Origin of the sequence: Bradyrhizobium sp. 154, assembly GCF_023073875.1 — a bacterium.
Lineage (GTDB): Bacteria > Pseudomonadota > Alphaproteobacteria > Rhizobiales > Xanthobacteraceae > Bradyrhizobium.
In genome coordinates this window covers 1-12,121 of the sequence record NZ_JADPKG010000044.1, presented here as the reverse complement: position 1 = coordinate 12,121, position 12,121 = coordinate 1, and the positions used below count along the sequence as shown (strand labels likewise).

Genomic DNA, 12,121 nt, shown 5'->3' with positions numbered 1-12,121 from the left:
CAGCGTGTCCTGGTATCTCCTTCAACATTCGCCGCCTAGAATACTCGCGTTGCAAGTACGTCGCATGACGGCCGACAGAACATCACAGTCGACGGGCGTCAGACACTTACCCCAGGAAGGTGCAGCCTCTAGCACGTGTTTTCAAGCGCAAGGAAGAGGCAAGATTCCCGCCTGCAATCCCGGGAACTATTTTACCTGTCATTCTGTTGCCGCAACTGCAACTCTATCCTGCCGCCGACAACCGCGGCTTCTTTCGAGAGCTGGCCCCAACCATCATGGATGTGCAGAGCAGTGAAGATGCATGATAACCGATCTAGGCGCTCAGACGGTTATGTGGCGGTATGTGTAGCTATCGCTTCATCGCTCCTCACAACGACGGCCGTTGCTCAAATTTCCGGCTTCGGTCGCACATCTCCTCCGATGTATGGCGGCTCCGGCATTTCCACTCGGCCTTCGAGTTCGATTCGACCGATGGAAGGTACCTTCGCTCCAAATCACACGACAGTGGACGGAAAGCTTTGCATATCAGTCAATCCGGTGACGCACCCTCAAGCCAACAACCCCAAGATCATCGAGCAGATTGTGCTGGTTCAAAACATCTGCGGTCAATCGATCCGGGTTCGGGTTTGCTACGCGGGAAGTTCCGATTGCATCGTCGTTCCGCTCGCAGGTTACCAGAAGCTGCAAAGATTATTGGGGATCGCGGCGGGATCAACGAACTTCCAATTTGAGTATCGCGAGCTCTATTGAGTCGTTGTTCAGACGAGCAGTCCGTCCTCCCATCTATTCGCGTTGCCGCTTGAGTCAGCGCCACCGCATTGGGGATCGCCCAGATGGAACCGATGATTCCGAGCATGTCACACGCGCTGTCGGTAACGATCTTGTTATCGCTACATGAGAAACGCATGACTGACCAATTGCTGCCCCAAATTGCCCGCTTCACTGATGTCGAGCAGCATAAGCGCTCGCGGTCGCGAGCGGGCGCACTGCACATCAAGCAATCTTGTTCTTTCTGGGCACAACCCTTGCAACGGCAGGGCGTGCCGCTTTCCAATGCGTGCGCTCGATTGTCAGGGAGCCTTGACCGAAATTTGTCGCCGTTGACTCAGCACCTTCACTCAAGTTGACCATCGCGCACATGTCCAATCCCACCCAGGCTATTGTATTCGGAGGCGCAGGCTTCATCGGTACACATCTGATGACGCGGATGCTCGCTTCCGGCCGCTACGACCGAATCGTCTCAGTGGATATCGGGAAGCCTAGGGCGCACGTCGAAGGCGTCGAGTATGTCCATCATGATGTCCGTGAGCCAATCGACCCGAAGCTCGCAGGCGGACTGCCTGCCGACATCTTCAACCTGGCTGCAGTCCATGTCACCCCAGGTCATCCGGACGGCGACTATTATTATACAAACGTGCTGGGTGCGGTGCACGTCTGCCGATTTGCGAGAGACACTGGCAGCCGGAATGTCATCTTTACCAGCTCGATATCGGTCTACGGTCCGACCGAGACCCCACTTACCGAAGATGCGACGCCGGTCCCAGTCAGTGCCTATGGACGCTCCAAACTCTCGGCCGAAGCGATCCATCGTCTATGGCAATCGGAGGACCCGGACAGGCGGCTGACCATCGTGCGCCCCGCCGTCATCTATGGGCGCTACGAGCGAGGCAATTTCACGCGATTGTCGAGGCTTCTCGAAAGGCGGACCTTCATCTATCCCGGCCGAACCGACACCATCAAGTCGTGCGGCTACGTGAAGGACCTGGTCTCGTCGATGTTCTTCATGGCGTCTCGCAACGACGGTCTGTCGATCTACAATTTCTGCTATGAGGACCGTTATACCATCAGCGAGATTTGCTCCGCCTTCTCTCGAACTGCCGCTTACCCCAAGCCGACGATAACGATTCCGGTATGGCTAATGAATCTCGCCGTGCTTCCATTCGAGGTGCTGCAGGCTGTCGGCATCAAGACCGGCATCAATCGTGACCGGATCAAGAAGTTGTGGTTTTCTACGAACATTCTGCCGAAGCATCTGATCGCAAGCGGGTTCAAATTCGAGTACGATCTGGCAAGCTCGCTTGTGGATTGGAATCGGGAATCCTCCATCAAGGATTTTGATTGAGGTTTTGTTGGCTGGATCCTTCAAGTGTCCGGAGATCGGAGATTCGCCGGTGGAACTTCAAGGCCGATTCTCGCCACCATAGCGGATCCGAAACCAGACCCGTTCGGATTCCGGCGTCGCGTGCTCGGTCGTAACCGCGAGACCCGATTCGCCTTGCCTGTGGCAGTTGCAAGATCTCATGCTTGTCCGTCACACTCAGGTCGATATTGCATCGCAGAATTCGAGACCGGTCGGACGCTGTCCACCGGGTCGGCACGTAGCATTCGTGGAATCCTGCCCAATTCGTGGGCGAACCATGATCTTCTCAGGCGGCGTGAATTGTCTCGATCTTGAAAGTCGCTTTTTTTGGCAAAGTTGACGGAGATGGGCATTATGACGATTTTGCGGCAAGCGGTACCTACGGTGGCCCTGCAGCGTTGCCGAAACTTCTCTGACCAATAACGTGTCGCACGAACCGACTAGGTGCTTTGACAAGAGAGCCTCGGTGGCACTAGCCAATTCTCGAGCGCCGCGCGTCGATCACCGCATCCGTCATGTCGAATTCGACCAACAGGGATCTTCTACGCGGCACTTTTTGCACGAATTCAGCGCGGCAAGGCCAGCCTGATGCCGCATTCACAGAGATCTAAGTAGGGCGGGCCGGATGCTTCAAACAAAGATCACATCTCGCGAGATCGAAAACACGGCGCGGGAGGCCCCATCGCTGGAGCAGACCATCTCCTCTGCGCTTGCGTTGATGAGCCGCCAGTATCCAGTGATGATTTTCACGCTGCTCCTGTGCATCTGTCTTGCCGGCGTCTACGTGTTCACGGCACCGAAGCGATATACCGGAACGGCGATCCTGATGATCGACAGCCGCAAGATGCAGGGCCTGCAGACGCAAGCGCCCGCGAGCGGCGCAGACAACCCGATCGACTCGGCGATGGTCGACAGTCAGGTCGAACTTCTCAAGTCCGAAGCGATCGCCTCCAAAGTCATCAAGGATCTGAAACTTGCGGAGTCGGCAGACTTCATGAGCGACGGCGGCGGATTGCTCAGCAGCATCAGTAGCGCGATTACCGGAATATTCTCCGAGTCGACCCCGCCCACGGAAGAGCAAATACTGCGCGCAGCACTCGCTCGCTTTGCGAGCGGCCTCAGCATCAAGCGCGTCGGCGTGAGCTATGTTATCGAGATCTCCTTTCAGGCATTGTCGCAGGAGTTGGCAGCGCGGATCGCCAACGCAGTCGCCGACGGCTATATCGTGGATTCGTTGGAATCGAAATATCAGGCATCGAGACGGGCGGCGGTCTGGCTGCAGGACCGATTGAAGGAATTGCGCTCGCAGGCGTCTTCCGCCGAACGCACCGTTGCGGATTTCAAGGCCAAGAACAACATCGTCGACGCCGGCGGGCGACTGCTCACCGAGCAGCAACTCGCTGAAATCAATACTTCGCTGACGACTGCGCGTAGCCAGCGTGCGGAGGCACAAGCTAAGCTCGAACGCATCACCGCGATATTGAATGCAGACGGCGACGATTCGAAGGTCATTCTGAATGATTTGGCGACTGTGAGCGAGACGATGGCCAACCCGGTCATCACCAAATTGCGCCAGACCTATCTCGAGTACGCGGCCAAGCAGGCCGATTGGTCGAACCGGTATGGATCGACACATCTGGCGGTTGTCAATTTACGCAATCAGATGCGTGAAATCCGACGCTCGATCATTGACGAACTGCGACGCACGGCCGAGGTCTACAAGAGTGACCTTGAAATTGCCAAGGCGCGCGAAGAGTCCAGCCAGAAGAGCTTGAACGATACGATCGCGGTCTCGAATAATACCAGCCAGGCCCAGATCATCCTGAGAGATCTGGAAAGCAACGCTCAGAGCGCTCGCGCATTGTCTGACAACTTCCTGCAACTGTACATGGTCTCGGTTCAGCAGCAGTCGTTTCCCATTACCGAAGCGAGGGTGATCAGCCAGGCCGCGTCGACTCTTCCCAACAAGACGTCGCCAAGAACGACACTCATCCTGCTTGCGGCGATCGTGGGTGGGTCGATTCTCGCAGCTCTCGTGGCAATCCTGCTTGATATGATGGATCGCGTCTTCCGTACCGTTTCGCAGGTCGAGAAGTTCGTGGATACCCGATGTCTCGCTTCGATTCCGGTCATAGAGCAGGGTGCCATCAAGGCGAATTCCGCTCAATCGGGCAAAGCGGCCTGGCGATTCGGCAAACGCGACAAGCCCAAACCGCAGCAGGCATCACCGAATCACGGGGGATCCGGCACGACCTTGCCACTCCACGGGCCCGCGCCCGCGTTCAGCCACCAACAGTCGCATCGCGACCGTCTGCTTTCAACCGAGGAGAGCGTCGGGCGGCACGTGATCAATGCCCCGTTTTCACGCTTCGCGGAGGGATTTCGGTCGATCAAGCTCGCCAGCGATTTCGCAAATTTCGGTGCAGGGTCCAACAAGGTCCTGGGGATTACCTCCGCTCTTCCGAACGAGGGAAAGTCAACCATCAGCGAAGCGCTGGCGCAGACCTTGGCGCAAAGCGGCTGCCGTACGCTGCTGATCGATGGCGACATCCGCAACCCAAGCCTCACCGCAAGGCTTACTCCGGCTGCGCAGGACGGCTTGATCCATGTCGTCATCGGCCAAGCCGACTGGAGGGACGTGGTCTGGATAGACCCGCAGACGAATCTACATTTTCTTCCTTGTGCCATCACATCGCGCTTCTCGAATTCGAGCGACCTGCTGGCCTCGCAACAGATGGACGACCTGTTCCAGCAACTACGGCAGCACTTTGATCGCATCGTTCTCGATCTTAGCCCGCTGGCGCCGGTCGTCGACGTTCGGGCGACCGGGGGGTTGGCTGATTCCTATATCCTTGTCATCGAATGGGCGAAATCGAAAATCGATATCGTCGAGCGCGTGCTAGGCGAAACGCCGGTTGTGCGCGAGCGGATGCTCGGTGCGGTTCTTAACAAGGTGAACGTGTCGGTGATGAGCCGATACGATACGTATGGCGCAGCCTACTATCGCAATCGATACTACAAGAGGTATGGTTACGTCGATTGACGTCAGATGCTTGATCCGGAGCGGCGGGCAGCGCTTGCCCGATTTTTGACAGGGCCCTTGGATACAACATGAATGATTTGGCGCTAGCGCATGTTAGGTCGGCGCTTCTGATGGTGCGCTCAGTCCTGCTCGGTGCTGGTCTCTTGATGACGACGGCTCCCGGTCGAGCCGAGGCGGTGCGTCCGGGCATTCTGAACTGCGGGTCTGGGACCAGCGCCGAGCAGCGTCGACGTTGTGACGAAGAGGCGTTCAAGCAGATCGAGTCCGGCAGCCAATCGACACAGCTTGAGGGCGGATGGCGACTGGTGAAGAGCAAAAATCCAGACGGCGGCGCCGATGCCATTTCAGTGATGCATGTCGTCGATAGTGCCAAGTCGGATACGCGCCTTGCTGGCCTGAGCCTGCAATGCGGGAAAGGTGGCATCGAAATTGTACTCATTGTACTCGAGCCACTGTCCCGCTCGGCGCGACCGAACGTAGCCCTCATAGCGGGAGAGAAGCGCGCAGAGTTCCAGGCATCTGTGATCCAGGGCGGCGTCGCGCTCCTACTACCCGCCGACGCCTCGAAGCTTGCTGCTAGCGACTGGCAAACCGCAAACGAGCTTGAGGTTGAAATTGGGACCACACCGACCGGGATCCGCGGTTCGGTGCCGATGGCTGGACTGGCGACGGCTCTCCGTTACTTGTCGCAGTACTGCCATGCTCGATAATTTAGCCGGTCACGGAACTGTCATGCAGAGCGAATTCCGCAAACCGAATGCATGTGACCAGTTGGCAGGCCGCGTTGTGATGATGCGTCATGGTGGCTTCTATCCGGCCATCCATCACCGAGACGACGGTGGCGTCCCAAGCTCGGCTATGCGACGCGTATCAATGTCCCACTTGTGCAATGCTGCATTCCATTCCCGCTTCCACGTCTCACGGTTCTCCGAGTGCTCATCGCTTCCTGGCTTTTAATCACATTGCTCGCCGCGACTCCGATCTTGGCGCTCACAAGCGGCTCCTTCGCACAGCATGTGATTTCACTTGCTACTGCGTTGATGATGGCAATGGCAACAAGAGGTCCGGAGGCGCAAATCGCGTCTGCCGCGCAGTTGCTGAAGCAATTTCTCCTCATATTCTTGCTTCCGGTCGTCTGGATGACGTTGCAAATCTTTCCGATGTCTTCGCTTGCGAACCCGATCTGGTCGGCGACTTCGATCGCATTGAATCAGCCATCGCTGCCGGCCCGCATCAGCGTTGATACGAGCGCAACGTTGCACAGCCTGTTCCTCTATCTGGTCGACGTGTCGCTCCTGGTGTCGACCGTCGTCATCACCAGGGATCGCCGTATGGCCGAAACGATCCTGTTCGTATTGAGCGCAGTGACGACCCTCATGTCAGTCGAGTTCCTACTCGGCCGGCTCGATTTATTCGCCGGAATCATTCCCCAGTCCGGCGTAGCTACGAATCTGTTTCCGGCAGCAGCCGCTCTTGCGATATTGACAAATGGCGCGCTCGTCGCCCGGGCACTCGAACGCCACCTGCACCAGCAGAACATCCACAATCTGGCCTCGCCCCTACTGTGGGTCGGCGTTTCCTGCGGTCTGTTAGGAATTGTCGTTGCATTCGCCGCACTTGCCGCCCTCGAACAACGCGCATTGGCGGCGGTTACTGGCTGCGGATTGATGGTCCTCGTGTTCATTGCCGCTGTCCGGCGCTTGGGATTTCGGTCTTGGCCTTCGGCGCTATTGTTCTTGGTCCTTGCAGCGATCGCCAGCGCGATGGCTGCGTCGCACTCTCGGTCCGGAGGCTTGGGCCTCCTTGGATTCGTCAGCCTCCCCCCGGAAGCAGTTGCGCCGGCAAAGCACCTGCTCTCTGATGCACCGACGTGGGGGCATGGTCTCGGAACCTTTAGGCTGATTTCGAGAGCCTATCAGGAGTTCGGCGCTGCGCTGGCAGCCCCTCCCTCCACCGCAGTCTTGATGGCTGTCGAGGCGGGACGATTGGCGAGCGCCATCCTAGCAGCCTTCGCCGTCCAGTTTTTCCTCGTTAGCTTTCGCGGCGCCGTTCGGCGAGGACGTGATTCCTTTTTCGCGGCCGCCGCGGCCGCCGCCGTTGTCGTTGTACTCTGCGAGAGCTTTCTTGACTCAAGCCTCTCAAACCCCGCGATTCAAGCAATCGTGGCGGTGATGGTCGGAGTTGGACTTGCACAATCAGTGGGACGGACCAGTGGCGCCAACCACTCGGCGGCTTCCGCGCGCCGTATGTTGAACTAATGCATCGACAATGAGTTCATCGAGCAGATTTCGCGTTCTTCTGGTGGCGTTGGCCTTGGCGGTCGGATCCTATGCGATTGTGTCGGCCATAGCGGAGGTGCCGGCGCTGAGCCGGACAACATTTTCCGCAGATGCGGCCGAGATTGGGGCGCGGTGGACTGAAGACGCGCCCACATTGTTGGGAACGCGCTCGCCGTTTGGATCAGAGCTGGAAGGTAATCATGGATCGGTCGCCGCGCTGCAGACAATTGAGTCTGGCCAGCAAAGGCCCACGATCCTGCGATCAATAGCGCATACCGACGCTCTCGGCCGCCTCAGGCGGACGCTCTCGACCTCTCCTTACAATCCTGAACTATGGCTGGCGCTGGCGCTGCTTCAGGTCCAGCGCGACCCGCACGATCCGGTCGTGGTCGAGGCCTTGAAGATGGCATATTTCGTCGCACCAAACGACGCGCGATTGATGCCGGCGCGGATCGACATTGCGACCCGCTTCGATGCGCTTGCCCTTCCCGATGTCAAGGACCTCGTACGCAATGACGTTCGGCTCATCCTGATACGCCGACCTGGGTCGAGATCGGCACTCGTGTCCGCTTATCGCAGGGCATCAAAACTGGGCAAGGCCTTCCTGGAAGATGCAGTTGAATCGATTGACCCGTCCTTTCTGGCGACACTGCGCGGTTGACCTCGTGGCGTTTAGTGGGCGCGCTTCGCTGCCGTCGCCCGGGCCTAGTTGAGCCAGGCCTTCTCAACCTGACCAGATCGATACGTGGTGATGCCGGAGTTTACCGCTTCGTCACGGGATTCGGGTCTTCGATCGTTCAGGCAAATCGTCGTGCTTGGCGCACCACTGCGCGTTTTCCTTTACAATCAATTCTCGTGCGCTAGACATGGCGATTGCCACCGCAGCCCGAAACGGCTTCTTGTCACATTTGATCCAGACGGGTTCGCGGCTGTGCGCAAGCTGAGCGCGGTGCGTAGGGGCTCCGAGCAGCTCGAACATCGTTCCGGCTCATCCGCTGCGCCCCGAACGCCGAAGGATCCTACGCAAAGCGCTTCCTGCGGCTTAGCGCTCGCGCGATCCATGGTTCCAGCGCCGACCGTAATCGTACGGAGTCCACAAACGACGATCATTGTCGTAGCCGATTTGGACGGATTGATGAAGGCGGGCTGAGATGATCGAGATAGAGTATCTCTGGAACTCGTCGGCTGGAAGGAGTCAGCCGACGCCTCAACCGCGTCGTGCACCCTTTCCTTCTGAGGTTCCGACGGTTAATTTAACCCGATACTTGATCTTGCATTTCGGTGGGACTGGATGACGGTACTTGCCATATTAAGCATCTGGCTGTTGCTCAACGTTTTATTCGTGCTCATCGTGGTTCCTTCCCGCGGGTCGCGATCGCGGCTGAACAGGTCAGGAACAATCCTTGTGCCGGTCCCGATCGAAAAGCATCAAGACCGGCTCGATCACAACGAACAATTCTCCCTTCGCCACGCTCTCGGATCACTCGCAACGGGAGTCTTTTTCGTCTTGATGGCCCGGCTGGTCGCAATACGTGAGGCCATTGTGCGGCTGTGGAACAGGACGCGTAGGCATAAGACCTGAAGCTTGGTGATTGGCGCGACGCCTGATTCAAAGGCTCCAAAGGGAGCTCTCGCTTCAATCCGCATCTAGCTCAGCGCCTATGAGTCCGCGCCGCGCCGCCAAGGCAGCCTGCACTGACCTAGTACGCCTCCTGGGAAATGACGGTAGCCGCCGTGCGCGCCATGATTTTCAGGTCGAGCCAAATGCTCCAATTCCTTACATACCAAACGTCATATTCTACCCGCTTTTCCATCAGGTCGATGGTCGGCGTTTCGCCCCGGAAACCGTTAACTTGAGCCCAGCCCGTGAGGCCCGGCTTCATGTGGTGGCGGTATACGTAGTTGCTGATGATCTCGTCATAATAGTTGTCATGGGCAAGCGCATGTGGGCGTGGTCCGACCAACGACATGTCGCCGCGCAGCACGTTCCAGAGCTGGGGCAACTCGTCAATGCTGGTCATGCGGAGGAAGCGCCCGATCCTCGTGACGCGTGCGTCCCTCTTGGTTGCCTGAGTAATCGAGTGACCATTCTCGCACACATACATGCTGCGAAATTTCCAGATGTCGAACGGCTTGCCGTTGAAGCCGCGGCGCGACTGTCGAAAGATCACGCTCCCAGGCGAATCCAGCTTGATCAGAATGGAGACGGTGATCAGCACTGGCGCTAGGGCCACTAGCGAAAACAACGCCAGACCGACGTCGAGGCAGCGCTTCTGGAGACGTTCAAACACGCTGAGCGGTGGTCGCTGAATCTCAATTGCCACCGTGCCGCTGACCGGCAAAAACGGGCGCGATACCAGATCAGCGATCGAATTATCCGGCAAGAGACGGATCGGCTGAGGTACAGCGCGCAAGTGCAGTTCGAGTTGCTGCAACAACGGCAGCTCGTTCCAATCAACCGCCAACAGGTACTCCTCGACATCTGCTGCACGGGATTGGCGAATAACATCCCGGATTTGCCTCTCCCAGCCGGTCCCATGGTTGTTAGCGGGAAGCACGAAATGGCGAACCACGTCGAATCCGTTCTTGCGCAGGTCCTTGAAACGGCTCGAGGTGAGATCAAGCGGCTTCAGGCTGAGCAGGGCAACCTTGCGATCGACCAATCGGCCCTTGGCAAAGCTCGTGCCGAGCGCCCACTGCCACGCAAAGCGCAGGCTGAGCAACCCAACGCCGCCAACTCCGGTGAAGATCAGGAACGTGCCGCGGGACAGATTGTCCGACGATTTCAATAGAAACGCCGCGACCGCAAGGATTGTCAATGACACCAGCCAAATGATCATCGCTTTGCGCAATTGCCAGACCAGACTCAGCAAACGGTGCGTTGCATAGACACCCTGAAAATAGGCGATTGCAACGAACACTGCGCTGACGATCAGTCCGGCGCCGATGGGCGCTCCGTCTCCAGAGGACGGCGTGGCGACGCTATAAAGTTCCGACGCCATCGCGTAGCAGAGCAAGATCAGCAAGAGGTCGGCCGCGATCACGAGAAGCTGAAAAGGCTTCTGAAGAGCCGTGCCCCGTGCGGAGGACATCGCATAGGTGCTATCAGAGCTATAAGTGGCAACAGCCATTCGATCCTCTACGTGTGGAGAGTGCCTGGCGGTCATTATGATGCTGAAGATTTACCGCTTCCCAAACGGAGGGTGTTAAGTGATCGCAGCGACATTGTGGCGCTGCATGCAAAACTTTTGCACGCATGATGTGTCGCGTCGAAATGCGCATCGACAAGCGCTGACGCTCTCGTCATAGTGCTGACATATCAGCGACGGCGCTGCCGTATTTTGGATCAAGTTCCATATCTTCCGCGATGCTTTAACGGTCACGCGAGCGCGTCTTCGCTCATCTTTCAGGCGCCCATCCTGTCGCGAGAGCGCGAGGAGTCAGTTGCGGGAACATGGATGAATTTCTATCTGTGGATGCATCACGAAATTTGCAATGAGCCATGCATCTTTGCCACGGTATCCAGCTCAGCGTTGCAATTTCCCCGGACCGGTGGAACCCGTCGCAAACAGAGGAGGCAAGAAATTCCGCCCTTCTTTTGGCGTGATCAAGCCGGAGAACGAGGACCGCTACTCCATCCACCGCACGTTGTTCGCATCAGATGGGGAGTTCTCAGGTGCCGGCGACTTGGGGAAGTTTCTCGACCACCTGATCGATTGTGCGCCATGATATCTTTCGCCCGACCACGTCGGCCAATCCATAAGCCGCACCTGCCGGAGGGAGTTCGCATCTATGCGATCTCGGATATTCATGGTTGTGCGCATCTGCTCCAGCCGATGTTGCGGGTGATCGACGCCGACGTGGCTCGCAGTCGCCCGCGCTACGCGATCGAGGTTTTCATGGGCGATTACATCGATCGCGGCCCGGATACGCGCGCCACCCTCGACATCCTGGTCGAGCGTAGTCGCCGGGGCAATGCGGTCTTCCTCAAGGGTAATCACGAGGCATTTCTGGTGAGCGTGTTCGAAGATCCTTCGCTGTTCGAGGATTGGATTGCCGTCGGGGGGACCCAGACATTGATGTCTTACGGGCTCGCCCCGCCGGATCTGAAGCGCGACGAGCCGACATCGATCTTGCGCGATTTGATTCGCGCAATGCCGACTGAGCATCTGGAATTCCTGGACAATTTGCGGCTGAGCTTTACGTGCGGGGATTTCTTCTTCGTGCATGCGGGCGTTCGACCGGGCGTGGCGTTATCCGAACAGCAGGAGAACGATCTTTTGTGGATTCGCGAGGAGTTCCTGGAGAGCAAAAAGAATTTCGGCAAATATATCGTGCACGGTCACACGCCCGTGCGGAACGCCGACGTGCGAAATAACCGTGCCAACATCGATACCGGCGCCTATGCGACCGGCAATCTCACCCTGATGAGCATCCAGGGAAGTCGCATGCTCGCGGTGTGACATGGTCCCAACCGCTTGCCATCTGCCTGTCAAAGCCCTTCCGCGGCGAGCGTCGAATGGGCTTCGGCGCTCAGAGGTGAAGCGCCTGGCCTAGTTGGTCGTCCGTGAAGAACCCTGAATTCAGGCTGGATTGATTTGGGGTCGGGCGAAGAGGATGGCCAGGATTTGCCACAACGAGAGCCTGAGCCAGCAGATC

At 57.7% G+C, this 12,121-nt stretch carries 9 protein-coding genes; 7 read left to right on the top strand and 2 right to left on the bottom strand.

Features of this window, described 5'->3' with window-relative positions; genetic code table 11:
- The first annotated feature begins 471 nt into the window (after positions 1-471).
- The 6 genes from IVA92_RS09985 (at position 472) to IVA92_RS09960 (ending at position 8,123) form a co-directional block, all read left to right on the top strand.
- Complete coding sequence (locus tag IVA92_RS09985) at positions 472-750, top strand: hypothetical protein (RefSeq protein WP_247279499.1); 279 nt, start codon at positions 472-474, stop codon at positions 748-750.
- A 388-nt stretch (positions 751-1,138) separates the two neighbouring features.
- Positions 1,139-2,122, top strand: coding sequence for an NAD(P)-dependent oxidoreductase (locus IVA92_RS09980; protein ID WP_247279498.1), 984 nt, complete (start codon positions 1,139-1,141; stop codon positions 2,120-2,122).
- A 643-nt stretch (positions 2,123-2,765) separates the two neighbouring features.
- Positions 2,766-5,183 (top strand): polysaccharide biosynthesis tyrosine autokinase, encoded by a 2,418-nt coding sequence (locus IVA92_RS09975; RefSeq protein ID WP_247279497.1) that lies wholly within the window; start codon positions 2,766-2,768, stop codon positions 5,181-5,183.
- Between the two features lie 68 nt (positions 5,184-5,251).
- Complete coding sequence (locus IVA92_RS09970; protein ID WP_247279496.1) at positions 5,252-5,893, top strand: hypothetical protein; 642 nt, start codon at positions 5,252-5,254, stop codon at positions 5,891-5,893.
- 222 nt (positions 5,894-6,115) lie between these two features.
- On the top strand, positions 6,116-7,441 hold the full coding sequence (locus tag IVA92_RS09965; protein ID WP_247459405.1) for a hypothetical protein: 1,326 nt from the start codon (positions 6,116-6,118) through the stop codon (positions 7,439-7,441).
- Between the two features lie 55 nt (positions 7,442-7,496).
- On the top strand, positions 7,497-8,123 hold the full coding sequence (locus IVA92_RS09960; protein ID WP_247279494.1) for a hypothetical protein: 627 nt from the start codon (positions 7,497-7,499) through the stop codon (positions 8,121-8,123).
- Positions 8,124-8,234: 111 nt separating this feature from the next.
- Here the strand turns inward: IVA92_RS09960 and IVA92_RS09955 are convergent, their stop codons facing one another.
- Complete coding sequence (locus tag IVA92_RS09955) at positions 8,235-8,441, bottom strand: hypothetical protein (RefSeq protein ID WP_247279493.1); 207 nt, start codon at positions 8,439-8,441, stop codon at positions 8,235-8,237.
- A 721-nt stretch (positions 8,442-9,162) separates the two neighbouring features.
- Complete coding sequence (locus IVA92_RS09950) at positions 9,163-10,593, bottom strand: undecaprenyl-phosphate glucose phosphotransferase (RefSeq protein WP_247279492.1); 1,431 nt, start codon at positions 10,591-10,593, stop codon at positions 9,163-9,165.
- 594 nt (positions 10,594-11,187) lie between these two features.
- On the opposite strand from IVA92_RS09950, the gene IVA92_RS09945 reads away from it, so the two are divergent.
- Positions 11,188-11,925, top strand: a complete 738-nt coding sequence (locus IVA92_RS09945) for a metallophosphoesterase family protein (RefSeq protein WP_247279672.1) — start codon at positions 11,188-11,190, stop codon at positions 11,923-11,925.
- Positions 11,926-12,121: the final 196 nt, after the last annotated feature.